This window comes from Sinomonas atrocyanea (genome assembly GCF_030812675.1).
Taxonomy (GTDB): Bacteria; Actinomycetota; Actinomycetes; order Actinomycetales; family Micrococcaceae; genus Sinomonas; species Sinomonas atrocyanea_B.
Genome location: NZ_JAUSTE010000012.1, coordinates 1 through 22,438, shown reverse-complemented (window position 1 = coordinate 22,438; position 22,438 = coordinate 1). Strand labels below are relative to the sequence as shown.

The following is a 22,438-nucleotide window of genomic DNA, read 5'->3' as shown; positions in this document are numbered from 1 at the left end:
GCACCCGGGCCGGGAGTCTGCGGCTAGTGCGAGGCGAGCTCGACCAGGAGGTTCATGCCGTTGTCCGGGTGGTAGGTCCACGACGCTTCGAGGTCCTTCCAGTGCGCCGATTGCCGGCCGTCGAGAGCGCGGGTCGTGTCCATGCGGGTCACGACCGAGTCCGGCACCTCGAGCTGCTGCAGGACGCAGGCGACCTTGGCGTAGTCCGCGCCGACCTCCTCCTTGCCTTCGGACTGGATGGTCAGCGACGCATCTATGTCGCCCAAGCGGAAGTAGGTGCTGTCGGCGACATCGCACGCCTTGAGCGCGCCAGGGAACGGCGACCCCGTGGGCCACTCAACCTTTGCGAGACCGAAGCCAAGGAGCCCTCCGATGACGACGCATCCCAGCGCGCCGGCTGCGGGCAGCATCCAGGGACGGAGCCGGCGACGCGGCGCTGCGTCCTCGCGTTCGGCCTGTGCCGTGGACGAGTAGGATGGGGCGGCATTGCCGGCGGCCGGCGGCACAGGATGCTCGTCGGTGGGGGCAGTCTGACCGCCGGGCTGCGGCAGGGCCGCGTGGTCGTCTGGGCTGAGGCTCATCGGTGCTCCTTCGGTGCGCTGTGGTGCTAAGCCAGACGCTAGGAGACCCGGGATCCGCATTGACGTAGAACTCCTGATAACCCCTCTTATCGCACCGCGTCCGGAAATTGTCGGACCAGCACATAAGCTCGTCTCAGTACCGCACCCGCGGCGCACCACATGGGAGGGGGACCCGATGTCGCAGCATCTCGACGCGCCACTGCTGACCCTCCCCGACGTGGCCCGCCTCGCACGGGTGAAGCGCCCCGTCGTCTCGGTATGGCGCACCCGCGCCGCCGGCACGGACCACCCGTTCCCCGCCGCCCGGGGTACCCGCGCCAACCAGGAGCTCTTCGATGCAAGCGAGATCGGCGAATGGCTCGAGGCCACGCGCCGCGGCAACAACCCGGAAGCCCTGGCCGACGCCGATGCCTTCAGCATCCGCAGCGCCCTGGACCACGGCAGCCCCCGGATTGCCGCAGGACTCGAAGCCCTCCTCGCACTCGCGCGGCTCGTCGACAGCCCGCTCGACACGCTCTCCTCGGACGGACTCCTCGACGAGGCCGACGACGCCGATCCAGAGGATTCCTGCCTCTGGACCGAGCTGAACGATCTGGGCGACGAGCTCTCCACGGCCGCCCGCTACACCCGCAGGCTCATCAACGCCGCGTACAACCCTGCGGCCGCCTTCGAACAGCTCACGGCGGCCCACCTCGAGCGCACCTCCCTTCCCAGCCCTGAGGCGATAGCCCTCATCGGGTCCGCCGGCGCGGAACTCCTGCGGGGCCTTATCCCAGAAGCAGCCCTCGCCGACCCCGTCCCGGGTTGCAGCGAGCTCACCCTCGCTGTGCTGCGCGCGCTCCCCGAAGGCGCCGAGCCTCGCATCCTACTCGCGGACGACGGCGGGCCCTCCTGCCGCGGGGCACGTCGCCGCCTGCTCGTCCACGGCACGCAGCCGGAGGCGCTCGCGGTCGACTCCGAGGGGCACTTTGCAGTCACCGGCGCCGCGGTCCTGGTGGCGCACCTCGTCGGGAGTGGCCAGGAGCAGACCCTGGGCCGCGTCGAGAACATCGCGCTGCAGATGGACGACCGCCAGCGCGCGGTTGTCCTCGCCCCCGCGCGGGCGCTGACCGACCCGCTCTCGGACAAGGCGGCTGAGGCCCTCCGCGCCGACCTCCTCCGCGGCGGGCGTGTCCGCGCCGTCGTCCGGCTGCCCGAGGGCGCGCTGCCATCGAGGCCGCGCGAGGCACAGGCGCTCTGGATCCTAGGACCTGCCCACGCCGACGTGGAGCTCTCCGACCGGTGGACCATGGTCGCCGACCTCACCGGCCACCAGCTCACGCGGGCCGTCCGCGAGGACCTGGTGGGGGACATCGCCGCGTCCCTCCTCGACCAAGACTCCATCTGGACGCACTCGTACCGCTTCGCGCGCATCACCTACACGCGCACCCTCCTCGCAACCCGCGGCTCCCTGGTTCAGCTCGCCGGCCAGCCCGCGAAGCCCAGCAGCCGCCCCGCGGAGCTCGAGCTGCACCTCGACGCGCTCCTCGACGCGCTCGGCACCGACGCACGTGAACTCCTGGGCCACACGCTGTCTCCGGGCGCCCACACGCCCCTCCCGGCCGAGTCCATCGAGCGCCTCATAGCTGCGGGGAACCTCGCCTGCCTGCCGGGGACCAGGATGGACAGCGGCGAGGCCTCCTCCGCGGGAGACGGCACCCGGCTGCTGGGCGTGCGCGAGCTGATGGACCCGACGGCGATCCGCCGCACAGTGGACCTGCTCGAGTTCACGGCGCTCCACCCGAGCGCGCGCCTGACCGAGCCCGGCGACGTCGTCTTCTGCACGAGCCCGCGGCCGGCCGCCGTCGTGGACGAGGAAGGGGCCTCAGCCGTGCCCTACCCCGCGCGGATCCTCCGGATCAGCCAGGCCGATCCCGGCGGCCTCTCCCCCGCGCTCCTCGCCGCCGATATCAACGCCCGCCCGGCCGGCGACCGCCACTGGAAGCAGTGGCGCGCCCGGCGGCTCCCCGAAGCCCAACGGGGCCCGCTCGCGGAGGCGATGGGCGCCGTCGTGCGCGAACAGGCCGCGGCGAGGGTGCGCCTCGAAAGGCTCGCCGAGCTGAACAGACTACTGGCGGATGCCGTCGCTTCCGGCGCGCTCGCCCTAGAACCAACAGAACCCGCACGAGAGGAAGGACGCTGATGCCCCCGCGCAAAGCGAAGGTGGACGCCGCGCCGTCGACCATGAAGGAGCTCAAGGACACGCTGTGGAAGGCCGCGGACAAGCTGCGCGGCTCCATGGACGCGTCGCAGTACAAGGACGTGATCCTGGGGCTCGTGTTCCTCAAGTACGTCTCGGACGCGTACGCCGAGCGACGGGCGCAGATCGAGGCGGAGCTGCTCGCGGACGGGATCGGCGAGGACCAGCTCGGCCAGTTCACCGATGACGTGGACGAGTACACGGGCAACGGCGTGTTCTGGGTGCCGTGGCACGCCCGCTGGGAGTACCTGGCCGAGCACGCGAAGGGGCTGCCGGCGCAGGACGGCGAGCCGGCCAAGTCGGTCGGGCAGCTCGTGGACGAGGCGATGGACAAGCTCATGGCGTCCAACGAGTCGCTGCAGGGCACGCTCCCACGCATCTACAACCGCGACAACGTGGACCAGAAGCGCCTGGGCGAGCTGATCGACCTCTTCAACGCGCGGAACCTCTCGTTCGCCGGCGCCGGGGCGAAGAAGGCCCGCGACCTGCTGGGCGAGGTGTACGAGTACTTCCTCGAGAAGTTCGCCCGCGCGGAGGGCAAGCGGGGCGGCGAGTTCTACACGCCCGCCGGCGTGGTGCGCGTGCTCGTCGAGGTGCTCGAGCCTGACCACGGGCGCGTGTACGACCCGTGCTGCGGCTCGGGCGGCATGTTCGTGCAGGCGGAGAAGTTCCTCGAGGCGCACCACCGCGACCGCACCGCGATCTCCGTGTATGGGCAGGAGCTCAACGAGCGCACGTGGCGGATGGCGAAGATGAACCTCGCGATCCACGGGCTCAACGGCAACCTGGCCTCGCGCTGGGGCGACACGTTCGCCCGCGACCAGCACCCGGACATGATGGCCGACTTCGTCATGGCCAACCCGCCGTTCAACATCAAGGACTGGGCGCGCAACGAGTCCGACCCGCGGTGGAAGTACGGCGTGCCGCCGGCCGGGAACGCGAACTACGCCTGGATCCAGCACATCCTCTCCAAGCTCGCCCCGGGCGGGTCCGCGGGCGTGGTCATGGCGAACGGGTCGATGTCCTCTAACTCCGGCGGCGAGGGCGACATCCGGGCGCAGCTCGTCGAGGCGGACCTGGTCTCCTGCATGGTCGCGCTGCCCACGCAGCTGTTCCGCTCCACCGGCATCCCGGTGTGCGTGTGGTTCTTTGCGAAGGACAAGTCGGCCGGGGCGCAAGGGTCCGTGGACCGGCGCGGGCAAGTGCTGTTCATCGACGCCCGGAACCTGGGGCACATGGTGGACCGCGCCGAGCGGGCGCTCTCCGACGAGGACATCGCGAAGATCGCGGGGGCGTACCACGCGTGGCGCGGCAAAACGGTGGTTGAGCGGAGCGAAGCGGAGTCGAAACCATACGAAGACGTCCCCGGCTTCTGCTACTCGGCGTCCTTGGCGGAGATCAAGGCTGCCGACTATGCGCTGACTCCTGGTAGGTACGTCGGCGCGGCCGAGGTCGAGGATGATGGGGAACCGATCGAGGAGAAGATCGCTCGCCTCAAGGCGGAGCTGTTTGCGCAGTTCGCCGAGTCTGAGCGCCTCGCCGCCCTGGTGCGGGAGCAGCTGGGGAGGGTGTCATGAAGGCAACCCTTGCCGCGATCTGCTCTCACATCGTCGACTGCGAACATAAGACCGCACCCATCGATGAGTCAGGCGCCTACTTCGCTGTGGGAACCCCGGCGATGCGGGGGAACGTAATCAACTATTCGGAGGCGCGCCGAATTTCAGCGGAAACATACAGTGCATGGACACGGCGTTTGACGCCGAAGGCCGGCGACCTCCTGTTTGCGCGTGAGGCCCCAGTCGGTCCAGTCGTGCGCATACCTCCTGAGGAGAACGTAGCGCCCGGACAGCGCACCGTGCTCTTACGAGTTGATCCGCTCTTTGCATCCCCTGACTTTCTCTTCTACTGGTTGAGTTCGCCAGTCCAGCAAGATCGAATCCTGTCGCTGGGCGCCGGTTCAACTGTCGCTCATCTCAACGTCGCCGACGTGCGTGCTCTCGGGATCGAGCTGCCCGAACTCGCCCAGCAGCAGGCCATCGCGGAGGTTCTGGGTGCCCTCGACGACAAGATCGCCGCCAACACCAAGCTGGTCGCAGTCCATGCCAAGCTTTCCCAGACCCTCTATTCAACACTTGCTGGATCACCCACCCAACGAGTTCACCTCAGCGAAGCCGTGACGACCCAATACGGCTTGACGGCTTCGGCGAGCGATCAGGACGGCCCACGATTCCTCAGAGTCATGGATATAAACAAGCAGCCCTGGATCGACTGGTCGAATGTCCCTGGATTCACGACCGATCAGAACGACATCAGCAAGTATCTTCTCTCAGCCGGAGATATTGTCGTCGCGAGAATGGCTGACCCTGGCAAGGCAGCTTATATCGATGCGGGGACACCACCGGCGGCATTTGCGTCATATCTTGTGAGACTCCAGGCGCTCAACCCAGCACATTCATTGTTCATTTATCACTTCCTCTGCTCCGGGGCCTACAGGAATTATGCAGAAGGCGCCATGCAGGGCTCTGTACAGAAGAACATGAATGCCAAGGTTATAGTCAACACCGCGCTGAATCTTCCCGAAATCGGCCTGCTCCAAAAGTTCAACGAGGAAGTTGGCACCCTACGGGCGTCAATGCACGCGACTCTGAGCGAATCGCGGGCTCTCGCCGCCACGCGCGACGCCCTCCTCCCCCAGCTTATGTCCGGCAAGCTGCGGGTCAAGGATGCCGAGAAGGTCGTTGGTGCAGCAGTGTGACGACAAGTGGAACGAGGTAGACGAAGGGAGGCCGCCGTGGCGACCACAGCGCAAGTCCGCGAATACGCAGCGGCGGCCGCCCGCCGTCGTCCTCAAGACCAATGTTGCAACGCGCCGCTGCAACATTGACGTGGTACAAACCATCTATGGGGGAAGCATGACCACGACGTCAGCGCCGTACACGGAGGCCGACTGGGAAGGCCTCGCCAAGGAGTCGCTCGCGGAGCTCGGGTGGGCGCCGGTCGCGGGCGAGCAGATCGCGCCCGGCTCCGGCGAGCGGGAGTCCTGGGACGAGCTGCTCATCCGGCCGCGCCTGCTAGCGGCGATGCAGAAGCTCAACCCCGAGGTCCCGGCGGAATACCTGCGCCAAGCCCTCGCCGAGCTCGCGCAACCCAAGTCGCAGGACGCGATAACCGAGAACCACCGCATCCACGAGTGCCTCGTGCACGGCTACCGGCTCAGCTACCTCGACGCGGACGGCACCGAGCGCAACCCGACCATCCGGATCCTGAGCGAGGATCCCGATCAGAACGACTGGCTCGTGGCCAACCAGGTCACGATCGTCCAAGGCGACTACCGGCGCCGCTTCGACGTGGTGCTGTACTGCAACGGGATGCCGGTGAGCGCCGTCGAGCTCAAGAAGGCCGGCGCCGAGCACGGCGACGTCGCCGCCGCCCACGCCCAGCTCGCCACCTACCTGCGCGAGTTCCCGCTCGCCTTCCGCTTCGCCGTGTTCAACCTCGCCTCGGACGGGATCGACGCCAAGTACGGCACCCCGTTCACACCCCTGAACCACATCTCGCCGTGGAACGTGGACGACGACGGCGTGCCCGTCCCCGTCGGCGCGACGTTCGACGGCGATGTGGTCACCCCGCTCGAGACAGCACTCGCCGGCCTGTACAACCAGGAGCGGTTCCTGCAGTTCGTGCGCTCGTACACGGCGTTCGACGAGGGAGCCGAGGGGCTCGTCAAACGCATCGCCAAGCCGCACCAGTACTTCGCCGTGACCAAGGCCGTGGGCTCCACGGTGCAGGCGGTGGCAAGCAACGGCAAGGCCGGCGTCGTGTGGCACACGCAGGGCTCCGGGAAGTCCATGGAGATGGAGCTGTACACGAACCTCGTGATGCAGCACCCGCGGCTGAAGAACCCCACGATCGTGGTGATCACCGACCGCAACGAGCTGGACGGGCAGCTGTTCTCGGGGTTCGAGCGGAGCCTACTGCTCCCCGAGAAGGCGCGCCAGATCCGGCGGCGCGCCGAGCTGCGCTCCGAACTGTCCGGGCGGACCACGGGCGGGATCTACTTCACCACGCTTCAGAAGTTCGGGCTCAGTAAGGCCGAGAAGGAGGCCGGCCAGGACCACCCGCTGCTGTCCGACCGGAAGAACATCATCGTGGTGGTCGAGGAGGCGCACCGCTCGCATTACGACGACCTCGACGGGTACGCCCGGCACCTGCGCGACGCCCTGCCGAACGCGACGCTCATCGCGTTCACAGGTACGCCGATCTCCTTCGAGGAGCGCAACACCCGCGACGTGTTCGGCGACTACATCGACATCTACGACCTCACCCGGGCCGTGGAGGACGGCGCGACCGTGCCGGTGTACTTCGAGCCGCGGCTCATCAAGGTCGAGAACCAGCTCTCAGAGGAGCAGCTCGACCTCGCCGCCGACGAGGCCACGGTCGGCCTCGACGACACGGAGCGGGCGCGCATCGAGGCGAGCGTCGCCGTCGTCAACGCGATCTACGGCGCGCCCGAACGGATCCGCGCGCTGGCCGCGGACCTCGTGGCGCACTGGGAGAACCGACGAGCGCAGATGCACAAGTTCATCGAGGGGCCGGGCAAGGCGCTCATCGTCGGGGCGACGCGGGAGATCTGCGCGAACCTGTACTCGGCCATCGTTCAGCTGCGGCCGGACTGGCACGCGGACGAGCTGGACCGCGGGCGGATCAAGGTCGTCTACTCGGGGACGGCGTCCGACCAGCCGCCCGTGGCCGACCACGTGCGGCGGGACTCGCAGAACGCCGCCATCAAGGAGCGGCTGAAGGACCCGGACGACGAGCTCGAGATCGTGATCGTCAAGGACATGATGCTCACCGGGTACGACTCCCCTCCCCTGCACACCCTGTACCTGGACCGGCCGCTCAAGGGCGCGCTGCTGATGCAGACGCTCGCGCGCGTGAACCGGACGTTCCGCGGCAAGGAGGACGGCCTGCTCGTGGCGTACGCGCCGCTGGCCGAGAACCTCGCGAAGGCGCTTGAGGAGTACACGCAGACCGACCGGGCGAAGAAGCCGGCGGGGCGCGACATTGGCGCGGCTGTTGAGCTCACGCAGCAGCTCGTAGAACAGCTGCGTGGCACGCTCGCCGGTTACGACTGGAAGGCCGTGCTCGCCAAGCCGGGGCCGAAGGCGTTCCTCAACGCGACGACCGGGGCGACCTCCTACCTGCGGTCGCCGGAGCACGGGAACGGCGCCGACTCGCTCGGCGGGAAGTTCCGCCGGCTGTCCGGGCAGCTCGCCCGGGCCTGGGCCCTGTGCTCGGGCTCGACGACGCTCGCGGAGCTGCAGCCGGAGGTGCGCTTCTACGAAGAGGTCCGGGTGTGGATGGCGAAGTTCGACGCCGCCGACCGCCAGGCCTCGGGCGAGCCCGTGCCCGAGGAGATCCAGCGGCTGCTGGGCGAGCTGATCGCGACGGCGACCGCGTCCGGCGAGGTCCTGGACATCTACGACGCCGCGGGCATGCCCAAGCCGTCTCTGGACGACCTCACGCCGGAGTTCATCGAGAAGACGCGGCACGCGCGCAACCCGCAGCTCGCGATCGAGGGGCTGCGAAAGCTTGTGGCCGAGGAGTCGGCGAAGGCGACGCGGAACAACGTTGTGCGGCAGCGGGCGTTCTCGGAGCGGATCACCGAGCTCATGCGGAAGTACACCAACTCGCAGCTGACTGCTGCCGAGGTGATCGCCGAGCTGATCGAGATGTCGCGCGAGGTGGCTGCCGAGGGAAACCGCGGGCAGCGGTTCTCTCCCCCGCTGAACTCGGACGAACTCGCGTTCTACGACGCGGTGGCCCAGAACGAGTCCGCGGTGGACGTGATGGGCGACGGCATCCTGGCCGAAATCGCTCGGCAGCTCGTCGAAGTGCTGCGTCGCGACGTCCGCACCGACTGGACTGTCCGAGAGGACGTCCGGGCCAAGCTGCGGACCTCCATCAAACGACTACTCGTCAAGAACGGCTACCCGCCGGACAAGCAACAGGGCGCCATCAAGCTGGTGATGGAGCAGATGGAGACGATGGCGGGAAGATATGCAGTCCGGGCAACAACTGGTGATAAGTGATCAAGCTCGCCTTCCAGCAAGTTAAGTGCCTAGGATGCGGAGCTCGGCGGCTCAGGGGACTGTCATGCCCAGAATGCGGCAAGAAACCTGAGCATCACGAGGTAGGCAGCGAGCAAGCCCTTCGAAGTCGATCCGCCCGCAGTGTCATAAGCGCCGCAACGTCTCAGATTAGAGTGGGAACTCCTTTCAGCGTGCAAGAGCTCAGTGGGCTGGAGGCAATGAACGGTGTAACTTCATGGATACAAGACTTTACGGAATGCTTGGAACGATTCTCCCAAAATCACGATAAGGAACGCAAAGCCCTCGAGGGCAAGCTGACCTGGATCCTGAACCTTGACGCATCTATTCGAGCCACGCCACTACGCGAAGTCGACCGCAGGCAACATGAGCTCATGTCAGAATTGGCACAATCGTGCACTGAATTTGCTCTATCCTTCCTGCGCGCCTTAGCTGACATAACCCCGTTAGGCGCAAAGCATCACGCCCGATCCGGCCAACTGGCTCTTGATCATGCCACAGCTACCCTCGCAGCATACAACAAGGAATCCTTGAGAATCGAAAAGCTTGCGTCGGCAGAGTCGGTGTCGCAGCTAGTCGAGTTCAGTCTGGAAAACGCACAAGAAATGTTCCATGCGAAGAGTTTAATTGAGCTTCGCAGCGCTGCCTCAGCTGAGTTTAGGACCGTTTTTGGTGAGAAGTCATCTGATGACCTCGTGCTCGATTATGCACTTGTGCTCGCTCAGCGGAGCAGCGCCAAGCAGCAAGACGATGCGCGTCGATTGATGAAAGGATTCCACCGAATCTCTTCTTCACTTCCATTGGATTCCTTTAGCGCCGAGGACCTTTCCAATCTTGCGGGCGATACGCGCGAGGCACTCCTGAGTGTTTTCGACGCAGCGCATGCGTTGCTCTTTAGGGTTCAGTCCGCTCAGACCTCCCGGCAGTCATTACTGGCCCTGGTAGCCGTTCACAACGACCTGATGGAAAACGCAGGCAAGTGCTTGGCCGCCGTTGCATTATTGTCCGCCAGAACTCGAACCACCCCGTATTCAACCCTTCGCCATAAGGACGCATCCGCGCTTATCAAGCGAGCCCGTGAAGCTGGGATGAGTGAGTATTTGTCCGGCTTCGACCTAGACATTCGAAATGCGGGAAGCCACGGCGCAATTCGGCTTGCTGGCGAGAAAATCATCTTGGACGCTAGGTCGGTTCAAAAGGAGACAACACTCGATGCAATTATTGATCGTATCTACACGGCAATCCTGACTGCCTCCTCCGCGCTTATTGCCTTCCGAGTAGTACTTCACACTGGGTATCCAACAGTAAACCCAGAGATTGCATTGGACGATCTGGGGATAGGTACGCTCGAGGCAATTCGGATGTTGGCCTTTGGGTTCACTGGCGAGAGGCCTGCGGTTGCTTTGGAAGGGGACTGTCTCGTGATGAGCTTCGAAGATCGCCCGAATACGCCGCTACTCACACTTGCGGCCGCCCTTTCCTCGATCATATCCAAATCGGCCAAACGGATCCGTTACGTTTTGGATGGGGATATCTACGACGGGTCGGTGCCGCACTCGGACCATGAAGGATTCTCCGGGCTGGAACTATTGAAGTTGTACGCGACCTGGAACAAGAATGGTGAACCCATCGTTTCGGAGCAAGATGTGAACTGCTATCTGGCACGGCTAGCGCTACGGGTCGACATGTCAGACTATTCAGTTCTTGTCCGCGAACTGCGACCACTGCGTCAAGCCGCTATAGAAATGGGGAAGCATGAAATTGACAGGCTCCTTCGAACGTGCGTGGGGTTGGCGCGCAAGAACGCGGACGAACCTCGGAATTTCGAGCAAATTTTCCGTTTGCAACTGCGACCGTATCTGACGGAGGCTGTCACGCTACCGACGATATGAGAACGCCGCGGCGATTCGCCTGCCCGGCGCACGACGCGATTCGAGGAACGGTATCGCCGACGAGAGAGCCTCAGTGCGCTCCGGGGCGAGCGGGCCGCCGCTCAATCTCGGACCGCCGGGCTCGTGGCACAAATCTCGCCACGAAGGACTGCTAGGCCGGAGTTGGGACTGAACCACACCGAACGGCGCCGCTCACCGGGAAGGTGAGCGGCGCCATCGTGCGTCTGAAGGAGCCCCCCGCGCGACTTCGACCACCTCAGGCCGCCCAGCGAGGATGGCCGCGTTCTGCTCCACGGCGCGCCGGTTGAGCGGGCACGAGAACACGAGGACGAGGGCGATCACGAGGTAGAACGCGGCGAGGTCGACGGTCGAGAAGGCGAACAGCCCGTCAAGCGTCCCTGCCGACTGCTGGACGTGCTTGCCGGTTGTGGCCTGGTACCCGATGAACGTCAGCACGGCGCCGCTGAGGCCGCCCAAGAGCGCTGGGCCGACCTTGTGGGCCCACGAGAAGGTCGCGTAGACGGTGCCGTCGTCGCGCTGCCCGGTGCGGACCTCCTGGAAGTCGATCACGTCTGTGATGAACGCCCAGATGAGCATGTTGAAGAGGCCCAGGCTCACGCCGGCGATGAGGTTCGCGACGGTGTAGACCCACGGGTTGTGCGAGTGGCTGAAGTACAGGACTGTCAGCGCGACGACGGTGAGGACGAGCCCCGCCACGGCGAACTCCTTCTTGCCGAGCCGCAGGCCCAGTCGGGTCGCGAACGGCGCGATGACGAAGGCGGGGAGGTAGGTGGCGAGGCTCGCCAGCGCCTTGAGCGAGCCGTTGCCGAAGTAGTCGAGCCACAGGGACGCCGTAACGCCCTGGGTGATGCCCATCGCGACCAGCAGCACGAGCGCGGCGACGATGAGGGAGACGAGGCCGCGGTTGGGGGCCAGGGAGCGGAGGACGGCGGCGGGCTTGGGCCGCTCGGCCTTCGGCTTCGGGGCGATCGGAGCCGCTCGGTCACGTTGGCGTAGCTCAGGTAGTAGAAGCCGGCGATGAACATCCGGACCGGGTCCAGGACCTGCGCCCCCCGAGGCCCGGGTCCTTCGAGTACACGACGAGCGGCAGTTGCCGTCCTGAGAGGTACAGCGGCGTTGGTCGACACACGACGACGTGGCCCCCTCCCGCTGTGGCGGCACGGCCGCACCGGGCGTGGCCGAGGAATGTCGGACCCCTTGGTTAGGGTCCACCCATCGAGACCACCGTTCCGAGGGGGGACACGGACCATGGTTGATGCCAAGAGTCACGCCTATGGTGACCAGAGGAAGTCAGCACCGACGCCGGCGACGGGGCCGGGCACACGCGCAGCAGCATCAGACGAGGCTGTGCATGGCGCGCTGCGACAGTCGCGGCGCCCGCCGCAGGAGCGGCCGCGCAGCACTTCGGGGCTCCCGATCGAATGGCCACACGTGCCGACGAGGATGTGAACGCGGAGCGGCCCGCCCCCCCACGGGGACGGGCCGCGCAGCGGCGCGTCAGGCCGAGCGCTCACCCGAGCCGGGAGACGCTCCCGACGAAGTGCCGCCGCCCCGACTTGGGGTTCCATCCGACGAACTCGGACCGCTCCCAGGCGCCCTCGGCGTCGACGGAGTCCGCGATGTTCAGCGAGACCCGGGCCGGCAGGAACACGGCTGCCTCGAACTTCACATCCCAGGCGAACGCGTCGCCCTTCTGAGTCCCGACCTCGGCCAGGGCCCGTGAGGCCGAATACATCCCGTGGGCGATCGAGCGGCGCATGCCGAGGGCCTTCGCGGACAGGGAGGAGAGATGGATCGGGTTGTAGTCCCCCGATACGGCCGCGTACTCGCGCCCGGTCTCCGCCCCGAGACGCCACAGGGCAGTCTGCAGCGGTGGCCGGAAGTCCTCCCGCTCCCCGTTGGCGAGGGCCTTGTCCACGCCGGGCAGGAAGACGCCCTTGGCGATGTTGGTCGAAACGCCGCGCCACACCGGCTCCCCTCCCCCGGCACGGCGCACCTCGGCCACGACGTCCACGAGCGTCCCGGCCCGGTGCCCGGCGAGGTTCTCCGTCCATGCCGTGATCTCGAGCTCATCGTCGTAGGCGACGGGCTCGCGGTACTCAATGCGGTTGCGCACATGCACCATGCCGAGCAACGGCAAAGGGAAGTCCTCGCGGGCCATCACGCTCATCGCCACCGGGAACGCCAGCGTGTGGAGGTAGCCTGCGGGCAGCACGTCACGCGCCGGCTCCCCGACCAGGTGCTGGTAGGCGGTGAGCCGTTCCAGCTCCGGCCGCACCGCGGCCACGTGGTGACGGGCTCGGGGCAGCCGCCGCGCGCCGTCGCGCTTAGCGATCATGAGGCGGGCAGCGGCCGCCGCCGCGCCCGCGTAGAGCCGGGTGAGACTGGGGAGCTCGGGCAGCTCGACCGTCTCGATCCCGCGCGCCGGGGCGCTCACTGCCCCACCAGGTTCTGCCCGCACACCCGCAGCACGTTGCCGGAGATGCCCCCGGCCGCGTCGGAGGCGAGGAACGCGATCGCCTCGGCCACGTCGAGCGGAAGCCCGCCCTGCTGGAGCGAGTTCAGGCGCCGGGCCACCTCGCGGGTCGCGAACGGGATCTTGGCCGTCATCTCGGTCTCGATGAACCCCGGGGCCACGGCGTTCGCCGTCCCCCCGATCGGGGCGAGCCGGGCCGCGGTGGAGCGGACCATCCCGATGACGCCAGCCTTGGAGGCCGCGTAGTTGGTCTGCCCGCGATTGCCCGCGATCCCCGAGGTCGAGGCGACCGAGACGATGCGGAACCCCTCGCCCAGCCGGCCGGAGCCGAGCAGCGCGTCGTTGATGCGCAGCTGGGCCGCGATGTTCACGGCGATGACCGAGTCCCAGCGCCAGGCGTCCATGTTGGCCAGGAGCTTGTCCCGGGTGACGCCGGCGTTGTGCACGAGGATGTCCAGGGCGCCGTGCCGGCCGAGCGCGTGCTCGAGGATCCGCTCGCCCGCCTCGGGCTTGGTGATGTCGAGCTGGAGGGCGGTGCCGCGGACCTCGTTGGCGACCTTCGCGAGGGCGTCGCCCGCCGCGGGCACGTCCACGACGACCACCTTGGCGCCGTCGCGGGCCAGCGTGCGGGCGATCGCCGCGCCGATCCCCCGCGCGGCCCCGGTGACCACCGCGACCTTCCCGGCGAGGGGCTTCTCGGGATCGCCGGGCCGCTCGCCCTTGGCCGTGCCGACGGTGACGAATTGGCCGTCGACGAAGGCGGACCGCCCGGAGAGCAGGAAGCGCAGCGCCCCGAGCGCGCTGGGGGCGTCCGCCCCGACGCCCTCGGCGAGCAGGATGCCGTTGCCGGTCGCACCGCTGCGCAGTTCCTTGGCCAGCGAGCGCAGGATGCCGTCCACGCCGGCCCGGGCGGCGGCGAGCGCCGGCTCGTCCGCGGTCGAGGACCGCCGCGAGACCGTGACGACGCGCGCGTTGGGGGCCAGCGAGCGCAGGGCGCGGCCGGCGGCGAGGATCGGCGCGGACAGGTCCTCGGGCCGGGCCACCGTGTCGAGGGCGAGCACGATGCCGCCGAGCTTCGCCGCCCCTCCCCTTCCGGAGCCGGCCGAAGCGGCGGGCGAGGCGGACGACGCCGGCGAGGCACCGGCGTCGTGCGTCCCCCCGTCGGCGGGGACCACTGCGGGGTCCCTGACGACCTCGACATCCCAGCCCTTCAGCGCCGTCTCGAGGGCGTCCGCCCCGGCGCCGGCGCCGATGAGCAGGACGGGCCCGGGCACGAGTGGCGCTCCTGGCTCGTAGCGGCGCAGGGCCACGGGCTGCGGGAGCCCGAGGCGCTTGGCGAGGTCCCGTCCCCAGCCGCGCGAGACGAAGTCGGTGTACTTGTCAGCCATGCCTGTCCCCTTCCCCAGCCTCAGCGTCCCTCGAGGACGGCGACGACGCCCATGCCGCCGGCCGCGCAGACGGAGATGAGCCCGCGGGCCGGCCGGCCGAGGTCGCCGGCGGCGGTGCGCTCGTGGAGCTGCTTGGCCAGGCTCGCGACGATGCGGCCGCCGGTCGCGGCGAAGGGGTGGCCGGCGGCGAGCGAGGAGCCGTTGACGTTGAGCTTGGCGCGGTCCACCTTGCCGAAGGCGCCGTCGAGACCGAGGCGCTCGCGGCAGAAGTCGGCGTCCTCCCACGCGGCGAGGGTCGCGAGCACGGTGCCGGCAAAGGCCTCGTGGATCTCGAAGTAGTCGATGTCCTCGAGCGTCAGGCCGAGCCGGCCGAGCAGGCGCGGCACCGCGAACACCGGCGCCATGAGGAGGCCGTCCTTGCCGTGCACGAAGTCCACGGCCGCGGCCTCGCCGTCCACGATGTCGGCGAGGATGGGAAGGTCGCGCTCGGCAGCCCAGTCCTCGGAGGCGAGCAGCACGGTCGAGGCGCCGTCCGTGAGCGGGGTCGAGTTCCCCGCGGTCATGCTGGCCCCGGAGCCGAGCTGGCGGCCGAAGACCGGCGACAGCTTGCCGAGCTTCTCCATCGAGGTGTCGGCGCGCAGGTTCGAGTCCTTCGTGAGCCCGCGGTACGGGGTCACGAGGTCGTCGAAGAAGCCCCGCTCGTAGGCCGCGGCCAGGTTGCGATGGGACGCGAGCGCCAGCTCGTCCTGGGCCTCGCGGGTGATGTTCCACTGCTTGGTGGTCAGGGCCTGGTGCTCGCCCATGGACAGCCCGGTGCGGGGCTCGTTGGTGCCCGGCGCCATGGGCGCAAGGTCCTTGGGGCGCAGCTTCGAGACGGCCTTGAGCTTCTGCTGGAGGGTCTTGGCGCGGCTGAGCTCGAGGATCGTCTCGCGCAGGCCCTCGCTGACCACGATCGGGGCGTCCGAGGCCGAGTCGACGCCGCCGGCGATCGCCGAGTCGAGGCGGCCGAGCTTGATCTTGTCCGAGAGCTGGAGGACGGTCTCGAGGCCCGTCGCGCAGGCCTGCTGCACGTCGTAGGCCGGGGTCTCGGGGCGCAGGGCCGAGCCGAGGACGGACTCCCGGGTGAGGTTGAAGTCGCGGCTGTGCTTGAGCACCGCGCCCGCGGCGACCTCGCCGATCTGCTCGTCCTGCAGGCCGAAGCGGGCCACGAGCCCGTCGATCGCGGCGATGAGCATGTCCTGGTTCGAGGTCCGGGTGTAGGCGCCGTTGGCCCGCGCGAACGGGATGCGGTTGCCGCCGACGACGACGGCCTTGCGGATGCCGGGCGAGGAAGAGGTGGGCATAGCGTCCTCCGGTCGAGAGCTGTGATCTGAATTACCGATACCTAGCGTACCTGATACGCTGAGTACCGTGAACCAATCCACTGCGAACGACGCCGTGCCCTCGCCCGGCGTCGACGGCCGCACCGCGCGCTGGGCGAGCCACCGCGAGGAACGCCGCGCCGACCTCGTCCACGCCGCGCGCCGGGCCGTGCACCGGCTCGGCCCGGACGTGCCCATGGAGGACATCGCAGCCGCGGCCGGCACGTCGAAGTCCGTCTTCTACCGGTACTTCCGGGACAAGGCCGGCCTCCAGGCCGCGATGGGCTCGCTCGTCCTGGCGCAGATGCAGGAGCGCATCGGAGCAGCGGCCGCCGCCGCGCAGACGCCCTACGAGGGGCTGCGGGCCATGGTCGCCGCCTACCTCGGCATGGCCGCGCGCTCGCCGCACGTGTACGAGTTCGTCACGCGGGTCCCGGCGGACCCGGACCGCGCCTTCGGCAGCTTCTTCGATGCCGTGGGGTCGATGATCCAGGCCCCCATGGCCCGGTACCTCGGCCCCGCCGCCTCCGCGACGCTCGACTACTGGCCCCCCGCCGCGATCGGCCTCGTCCGCGCCGCCGGCGAGCGCTGGCTCACCGCCGCGCCCTCCGACCACAAGCCCTCCCTCGACGACATGGCAGGCCTGATCGCCGACTGGCTCTTCGCGGGAATCGCCGCCCAGGCGGCCGTTCCCGTCGGATCAGCCGCCGACGCCGACCGCAGGCAGGCCCCACCCCTTCCACCACAGGAGACACGATGACCCACCAGACCGCTGGCCTCTCCACCTCCCCCTCCGCGGAGGCGGAGACCGACGTGGCCGACCTCGAGCAGTCGCCGAAGATCGACGTCGCCGCGCTGGGCGAGCTGCTGCTGGGAACCTGGGCCGACGTGCGCAAGCAGGCCCGCGAGCTCGCCGCCCGCCCCGAACTGCACAAGCTCGAGGGACTGACCCACACCGAGCACCGCGAGCGCGTGTTCGGCCAGCTCAAGTACCTCGTGGACCACCGCGCCATCCAGCGCGCGTTCCCGAAGGCGCTTGGCGGGGAGGACAACCACGGCGGCAACATCGCCGGGTTCGAGGAGCTCGTCACCGCCGACCCGTCGCTGCAGATCAAGTCCGGCGTGCAGTGGGGCCTGTTCGGCGCGGCCGTGCTGCACCTCGGCACCGCCGAGCACCATGCGAAGTGGCTGCCGGACATCATGGACCTCACTGTGCCCGGCGCCTTCGCCATGACCGAGATCGGCCACGGCTCCGACGTCGCGAGCATCGGCACCACCGCCACGTATGACCCCGAGACCGGCGAGTTCGTCCTCAACACCCCGTTCCGGGCCGCGTGGAAGGAGTACCTGGGCAACGCGGCCAAGGACGGCATCGCCGCCGTGGTGTTCGCCCAGCTCATCACCCGCGGGGTCAACCACGGCGTGCACGCCTTCTACGTCCCCATCCGCGACCCCCAGACCAAGGAGTGCCTGCCGGGCGTCTCGAGCGAGGACGACGGCATCAAGGGCGGCCTCAACGGGATCGACAACGGCCGGCTGGCGTTCGACCACGTGCGCATCCCGCGCACCAACCTGCTCAACCGCTACGGGGACGTGGCCGAGGACGGCACCTACAGCTCGCCCATCGCCACCCCGGGCCGGCGCTTCTTCACGATGCTCGGCACCCTGGTGCAGGGCCGCGTCTCGCTCGACGGCGCCGCCGTCGCCGCCTCCAAGGTGGGCCTCACGGCCGCCATCCGGTACGCCGCAGAGCGCCGCCAGTTCAACGCCTCCTCGGACACCGCCGAGGAGGTGCTGCTGGACTACCAGCGCCACCAGCGCCGCCTCTTCCCGCTGCTCGCCGCGACCTACGCGATGAGCTTCGCCCACGAGGAGCTCCTGGCGAAGTTCGACGGCGTGTTCTCCGGGGCGCAGGACACGGACGAGGACCGGCAGGACCTCGAGACGCTGGCCGCGGCCCTCAAGCCCCTGTCCACGTGGCACGCGCTCACCACGCTCCAGGAGTGCCGCGAGGCGTGCGGCGGCTCCGGGTTCATGATCGAGAACCGCTTCGCGTCCCTGCGCGCGGACCTCGACATCTACGTGACCTTCGAGGGCGACAACAACGTGCTGCTGCAGCTCGTGGCCAAGCGGCTCCTGAACGACTACGCCAAGGAGTTCCGCTCCATGAACGTCGGGGCGCTGGCGAAGTTCGCGCTCGGCCAGGCCCGCGGCGTGGCCCTCAAGACGGGACTGGGCGCGGTGGCGCAGTTCGCGGCGGACTCCGGCCGCGCGCAGCGCTCCGCCCTCGCGCTGCGCGACCCCGACACGCAGCGGCTCCTGCTGGCCGAGCGGGTCCAGACCATGGTGGCGCAGGCCGCGCAGGCCCTCGCCGGGGCCACCAAGCTCCCCCAGGTCGAGGCCGCCGCGCGCTTCAACGCGCACCAGAACGAGCTCATCGAGGCCGCCCGCGCCCACGGCGAGCTGCTCCAGTGGGAGGCGTTCACCGAGGCCCTGGAGAAGATCGAGGACCCGGGCACCAAGCAGGTCCTCACCTGGCTGCGCGACCTGTTCGGCCTGACCCTCATCGAGGCGCACCTCGAGTGGTACCTCATGAACGGCCGGCTCTCCATGCAGCGCGGGCGCACCGTGGGCGAGTACATCAACCGCCTGCTCGCCCGGCTGCGCCCGCACGCCCTCGACCTGGTCGAGGCGTTCGGCTACACCCAGGACCACCTGCGGGCCACCGTGGCGAGCGGCATCGAGGCCCGTCGGCAGGAGGAGGCCGCGGCCTACTACGCCGCGCAGCGCGCCTCGGGCGAGGCGCCCACCAAGGAGAAGGACCTCAAGAAGTAGGTCCTTTCCCCCTCCCCGCGGCCGGGTCTAGCCTGAAGGCAGGACCCGGCCGCACCGGTGCCCGGGGCACGTCAGGAGGAATCCATGGTCGAGGGATGGGGCCGCAGGGGCCCATGGGACATGATGCCGGAGGGCATGCGCAGGTTCGGGTTCCCCGAACAGTTCAAGCGCTTCGTCGACGAGTGGGAGACGACGTGGCTGCGCACCGAGCAGTTCCGCGACGGCGACTACCTCGTGGTGCGCGCCGAGCTGCCGGGGATCGACCCCGAGCGGGACGTCGAGGTCACGGTCCACGACTCGACCCTCTCGATCAAGGCCGAGCGGCGCGAGGACACGGCCAACCGCACCAGGGGCGGGTACCGCAGCGAGTTCCGCTACGGAACCTATGCGCGCACGGTCGACCTCCCGCGCGGGGCGCGCGGCGAGGACGTCAAGGCGAGCTACCACGACGGCGTGCTCGAGGTGCGGGTTCCCGTCGCGCCGGAGGCCGGGCCCGGGCCCACCAAGGTCAACGTGAGCCGGGACTGAATCCCGGCGTCAGGGCCGCAGGCACAGCGACGGCGGCGACGCTCCCCTTACGGGGTGCGCCGCCGCCGTCGTGCGCTCGCTTCTCGCCTCCAGCCTACGCGAGTACCGACCGGTAGACCTCGAGGGTGGTCTCGGCGATGCTCTCCCACGAGAAGTTCGCCTCGGCCCGGACGCGGCCGGCCTCGCCCATGGCGCGGGCCCTGTCCGGGTCGGCCACGACCTCGGTCAGCGCCGCCGCGAAGTCGGCCACGAACTTCTCCGCGTCCAGCGGCGTGCCGGTGCCGTCGCTGACCTGCTCGATCGGGACGAGCAGACCCGTGGTGCCGTGGTCGACGACCTCGGGGATCCCGCCGGTGGCCGTGGCCACGACCGCCGCGCCGCACGCCATGGCCTCGAGGTTCACGATCCCGAGGGGCTCGTAGATGCTGGGGCACGCGAAGGCCGTCGCGTGGCTGAGGACCTGGATGAGCTCGGCGCGCGGGAGCATCCGCTCGATGAGGACCACACCCTCCCGCTCGGCGCGCAGGCCGTCGATCAGCGCGGCGGTCTCGGACGCGAGCTCCGGGGTGTCCGCGGCCCCGAGGCAGAGGACGAGCTGGACGTCCGCGGGGAGCTTCGACGCCGCGCGCAGCAGGTAGGGCACGCCCTTCTGGCGCGTATTGCGGCCCACGAACACGACCGAGGGCTTGGCCGGGTCGATCCCGAGGCCGGCCAGGTGCTCGGTGCCCTCGTCGCGGCCCCACAGCGAGACGTCGATGCCGTTGTGGACCACCTTGACCTTCGCCGGGTCCACCTCCGGGTAGCAGCGCAGGATGTCGGCGCGCATGCCGTGGGAGACGGCGATGATGGCGTCCGCGGCCTCGTAGGCCGTCTTCTCCACCCACGACGAGAGGCGGTAGCCGCCGCCGAGCTGCTCGGCCTTCCACGGGCGCAGGGGCTCGAGGCTGTGCGCGGAGAGCACGTGCGGGATGCCGTGCATGAGCGAGGCGAGGTGTCCCGCCATGTTCGCGTACCACGTGTGCGAATGGACGAGGTCGGCGCCGGCGACGTCGGGCACGATGCCGAGGTCGATCCCGAGGGTCTGGAGCGCGGCGTTGGCGTCGGAGAGGTATTCGGGGACCTGGTACGAGGTGACCGCCGCGCCGTTGACCTGGGCCTCGCGGGGGGCTCCGAAGGCGTGCACGCGCAGGTCCACCTCGCGGGCGAGGACCCTGCTGAGCTCGGCCACATGCACCCCAGCGCCGCCGTAGATCTCCGGGGGGAATTCCTTGGTCACAATGTCGATTCGCACGGTTTCAACGTAGTCGGTCATTGGAACCTGAACTAGTGTGAAGGGGACCGCGTTTCGCATCCGCGGAGGCCGGGAAAACTGGTCTTGAACGAGAGATGACGGGGGTTGCGCAGTGGCAGCGAAGAAGGTATTGGCGATCGTCCTCGCAGGTGGGGAGGGCAAGCGGCTGATGCCCCTGACGGCTGACCGGGCCAAGCCCGCGGTGCCGTTCGCGGGAGGGTACCGGCTCATCGATTTCGCGATGTCGAATCTCGTGAATTCCGGCTACCTGCAGATTGTGGTGCTGACGCAGTACAAGTCGCACTCCTTGGACAGGCACATTTCGGAGACGTGGAGGCTCTCCCCCCAGCTGGGCAACTACGTGGCGTCCGTGCCCGCCCAGCAGCGCGTCGGGAAGAGCTGGTTCCTGGGCAGCGCCAACGCGATCTACCAGTCCCTGAACCTCATCCACGACGCCCAGCCGGAGATCGTGGTCGTGGTCGGCGCCGACCACGTGTACCGGATGGACTTCGAGCAGATGGTGGCCTCGCACGTGGCCTCCGGCGCCAAGGCGACCGTGGCCGCGGTCCGCCAGCCGCTGGACATGGCCAACCAGTTCGGCGTCATCGAGACGGACTCCTCGAAGCCGTCCATGATCTCCGCGTTCGTCGAGAAGCCGGCAACGACGCCGGGGCTGCCCGACGATCCCGCGCAGTTCCTGGCCTCGATGGGCAACTACGTCTTCGACGCCGATGCCCTCGTCGAGGCGCTCAAGAGCGACGCCGAGCGGCTCGACACGAAGCACGACATGGGCGGGGACATCATCCCCTACTTCGTGGACCGCGGCGAGGCCGGCGTCTACGACTTCACCAAGAACGAGATCCCGGGTGCCACGGAACGCGACCGCACCTACTGGCGCGACGTGGGCACCCTGGACTCGTTCTACGACGCCCACATGGACCTCATCTCCCCGCTGCCGGTGTTCAACCTCTACAACTCCCGGTGGCCGATCTACACCCACCAGAGCGTCTCGCCGCCGGCGAAGTTCGTCCGCGGCGAGGGCGGCACCGTCGGCATCGCGCTCGACTCCATCGTCTCCAGCGGCGTGGTCATCACCGGCGGCATCGTCGAGGGGTCCGTGATCTCGCACGACGTCCGGGTCAACTCCGCCGCGCGCGTCCTCGACTCGGTCATCATGGACGGAGTCCAGATCGGGGCCGGGGCCGTGGTGAACCGGGCGATCGTCGACAAGAACGTCGTGGTGCCCCCGGGCGCGACGATCGGGGTGGACGAGAAGCTCGACCGGCGCCGCGGCTTCGAGGTCACCGCCTCGGGGATCACGGTCCTCGCCAAGGGCCAGCTCGTCCCCGAGCCCGATGCGGACGAACGCCGCCTCGCCGCCGCCTGGCTGTCGAAGATGCCGGCCGCGCTCGAGGACGTCGCCGCGGAGATGCCCGAGGTCGCCGAGAAGATCCAGGAACGCCACGCCACGGCAGCGGCGCAGGCCGCCGCCGGTGACGGCACCGCCGACGGCGCGTCCTCGCCGTCGTCCGCGTCCCGCCGCTCCGCGGTCTGAACCGCCCCCGCCGACCTGGCCAGCGGCGCGGGGGGCCGCGCCCCCGCCCCCCCCCCCCCGGGGGCCCCCCCGCCGGGCCCCCCCCCCCCCCCCCCCACAAAAATAACCCCCCAAGAACACCCCGACGATAAAAACCCCCCCCACCACGGAAGGCGCCACCA

Annotated in this window: 15 protein-coding genes; 9 read left to right on the top strand and 6 right to left on the bottom strand. The window is 68.8% G+C overall.

The window, feature by feature from the left end; translation table 11 throughout:
- Window positions 1-23 precede the first annotated feature (23 nt).
- A complete protein-coding gene (locus J2W20_RS15470; protein ID WP_307007634.1) occupies window positions 24-581 on the bottom strand; it encodes a hypothetical protein in 558 nt (185 codons plus the stop codon).
- Between the two features lie 175 nt (window positions 582-756).
- Here J2W20_RS15470 and J2W20_RS15465 point away from each other — a divergent pair, with 175 nt between their 5' ends.
- From J2W20_RS15465 to J2W20_RS15445, 5 genes are all read left to right on the top strand, one after another.
- Window positions 757-2,763, top strand: a complete 2,007-nt coding sequence (locus J2W20_RS15465; protein WP_307007632.1) for a hypothetical protein — start codon at window positions 757-759, stop codon at window positions 2,761-2,763.
- Complete coding sequence (locus J2W20_RS15460) at window positions 2,763-4,397, top strand: class I SAM-dependent DNA methyltransferase (RefSeq protein ID WP_307007630.1); 1,635 nt, start codon at window positions 2,763-2,765, stop codon at window positions 4,395-4,397. The genes J2W20_RS15465 and J2W20_RS15460 overlap by 1 nt, the downstream gene beginning before the upstream one ends.
- Window positions 4,394-5,575 carry a restriction endonuclease subunit S gene (locus J2W20_RS15455; protein WP_307007629.1) on the top strand — a complete coding sequence of 394 codons (1,182 nt, stop codon included), beginning with the start codon at window positions 4,394-4,396 and terminating at the stop codon, window positions 5,573-5,575. The genes J2W20_RS15460 and J2W20_RS15455 overlap by 4 nt, the downstream gene beginning before the upstream one ends.
- 157 nt (window positions 5,576-5,732) lie before the next feature.
- Window positions 5,733-8,912 (top strand): type I restriction endonuclease subunit R, encoded by a 3,180-nt coding sequence (locus J2W20_RS15450; RefSeq protein WP_307007628.1) that lies wholly within the window; start codon window positions 5,733-5,735, stop codon window positions 8,910-8,912.
- Between the two features lie 191 nt (window positions 8,913-9,103).
- Window positions 9,104-10,822 (top strand): hypothetical protein, encoded by a 1,719-nt coding sequence (locus tag J2W20_RS15445; protein ID WP_307007627.1) that lies wholly within the window; start codon window positions 9,104-9,106, stop codon window positions 10,820-10,822.
- 192 nt (window positions 10,823-11,014) lie between these two features.
- Here the strand turns inward: J2W20_RS15445 and J2W20_RS15440 are convergent, their stop codons facing one another.
- The 4 genes from J2W20_RS15440 to J2W20_RS15425 form a co-directional block, all read right to left on the bottom strand.
- Complete coding sequence (locus J2W20_RS15440; protein WP_307007626.1) at window positions 11,015-12,004, bottom strand: MFS transporter; 990 nt, start codon at window positions 12,002-12,004, stop codon at window positions 11,015-11,017.
- Between the two features lie 349 nt (window positions 12,005-12,353).
- Window positions 12,354-13,280 (bottom strand): MaoC/PaaZ C-terminal domain-containing protein, encoded by a 927-nt coding sequence (locus J2W20_RS15435; protein WP_307007625.1) that lies wholly within the window; start codon window positions 13,278-13,280, stop codon window positions 12,354-12,356.
- Window positions 13,277-14,707, bottom strand: a complete 1,431-nt coding sequence (locus J2W20_RS15430; RefSeq protein ID WP_307007624.1) for a 3-oxoacyl-ACP reductase — start codon at window positions 14,705-14,707, stop codon at window positions 13,277-13,279. Before J2W20_RS15430 ends, J2W20_RS15435 begins: the two co-directional genes overlap by 4 nt.
- A 20-nt stretch (window positions 14,708-14,727) precedes the next feature.
- Window positions 14,728-16,050, bottom strand: coding sequence for an acetyl-CoA C-acetyltransferase (locus tag J2W20_RS15425; RefSeq protein ID WP_307007622.1), 1,323 nt, complete (start codon window positions 16,048-16,050; stop codon window positions 14,728-14,730).
- 67 nt (window positions 16,051-16,117) lie between these two features.
- Here J2W20_RS15425 and J2W20_RS15420 point away from each other — a divergent pair, with 67 nt between their 5' ends.
- The 3 genes from J2W20_RS15420 to J2W20_RS15410 all read left to right on the top strand — a co-directional run bounded on the left by J2W20_RS15420 (window position 16,118) and on the right by J2W20_RS15410 (window position 19,431).
- Window positions 16,118-16,828, top strand: a complete 711-nt coding sequence (locus J2W20_RS15420; protein WP_307007620.1) for a TetR/AcrR family transcriptional regulator — start codon at window positions 16,118-16,120, stop codon at window positions 16,826-16,828.
- Window positions 16,825-18,903 carry an acyl-CoA dehydrogenase family protein gene (locus tag J2W20_RS15415; RefSeq protein ID WP_307007618.1) on the top strand — a complete coding sequence of 693 codons (2,079 nt, stop codon included), beginning with the start codon at window positions 16,825-16,827 and terminating at the stop codon, window positions 18,901-18,903. Before J2W20_RS15420 ends, J2W20_RS15415 begins: the two co-directional genes overlap by 4 nt.
- Before the next feature lie 84 nt (window positions 18,904-18,987).
- A complete protein-coding gene (locus J2W20_RS15410; protein WP_307007616.1) occupies window positions 18,988-19,431 on the top strand; it encodes an Hsp20/alpha crystallin family protein in 444 nt (147 codons plus the stop codon).
- Window positions 19,432-19,525: 94 nt separating this feature from the next.
- Here the strand turns inward: J2W20_RS15410 and glgA are convergent, their stop codons facing one another.
- Window positions 19,526-20,722 carry a glycogen synthase gene (gene glgA, locus J2W20_RS15405; RefSeq protein WP_307007614.1) on the bottom strand — a complete coding sequence of 399 codons (1,197 nt, stop codon included), beginning with the start codon at window positions 20,720-20,722 and terminating at the stop codon, window positions 19,526-19,528.
- A 169-nt stretch (window positions 20,723-20,891) separates the two neighbouring features.
- Here glgA and J2W20_RS15400 point away from each other — a divergent pair, with 169 nt between their 5' ends.
- Window positions 20,892-22,277 (top strand): glucose-1-phosphate adenylyltransferase, encoded by a 1,386-nt coding sequence (locus J2W20_RS15400; RefSeq protein ID WP_373458028.1) that lies wholly within the window; start codon window positions 20,892-20,894, stop codon window positions 22,275-22,277.
- Window positions 22,278-22,438: the final 161 nt, after the last annotated feature.

What these genes read in the sequence shown, in the direction of transcription:
- J2W20_RS15430 (WP_307007624.1), bottom strand. Translation starts at nt 14,707, where the DNA reads ATGGCTGACAAGTACACCGACTTCGTCTCGCGCGGCTGGGGACGGGAC.
- J2W20_RS15415 (WP_307007618.1), top strand. Translation starts at nt 16,825, where the DNA reads ATGACCCACCAGACCGCTGGCCTCTCCACCTCCCCCTCCGCGGAGGCG.
- J2W20_RS15470 (WP_307007634.1), bottom strand. Translation starts at nt 581, where the DNA reads ATGAGCCTCAGCCCAGACGACCACGCGGCCCTGCCGCAGCCCGGCGGT.
- J2W20_RS15455 (WP_307007629.1), top strand. Translation starts at nt 4,394, where the DNA reads ATGAAGGCAACCCTTGCCGCGATCTGCTCTCACATCGTCGACTGCGAA.
- J2W20_RS15450 (WP_307007628.1), top strand. Translation starts at nt 5,733, where the DNA reads ATGACCACGACGTCAGCGCCGTACACGGAGGCCGACTGGGAAGGCCTC.
- J2W20_RS15425 (WP_307007622.1), bottom strand. Translation starts at nt 16,050, where the DNA reads ATGCCCACCTCTTCCTCGCCCGGCATCCGCAAGGCCGTCGTCGTCGGC.
- J2W20_RS15465 (WP_307007632.1), top strand. Translation starts at nt 757, where the DNA reads ATGTCGCAGCATCTCGACGCGCCACTGCTGACCCTCCCCGACGTGGCC.
- J2W20_RS15460 (WP_307007630.1), top strand. Translation starts at nt 2,763, where the DNA reads ATGCCCCCGCGCAAAGCGAAGGTGGACGCCGCGCCGTCGACCATGAAG.
- J2W20_RS15410 (WP_307007616.1), top strand. Translation starts at nt 18,988, where the DNA reads ATGGTCGAGGGATGGGGCCGCAGGGGCCCATGGGACATGATGCCGGAG.
- J2W20_RS15400 (WP_373458028.1), top strand. Translation starts at nt 20,892, where the DNA reads ATGCCCCTGACGGCTGACCGGGCCAAGCCCGCGGTGCCGTTCGCGGGA.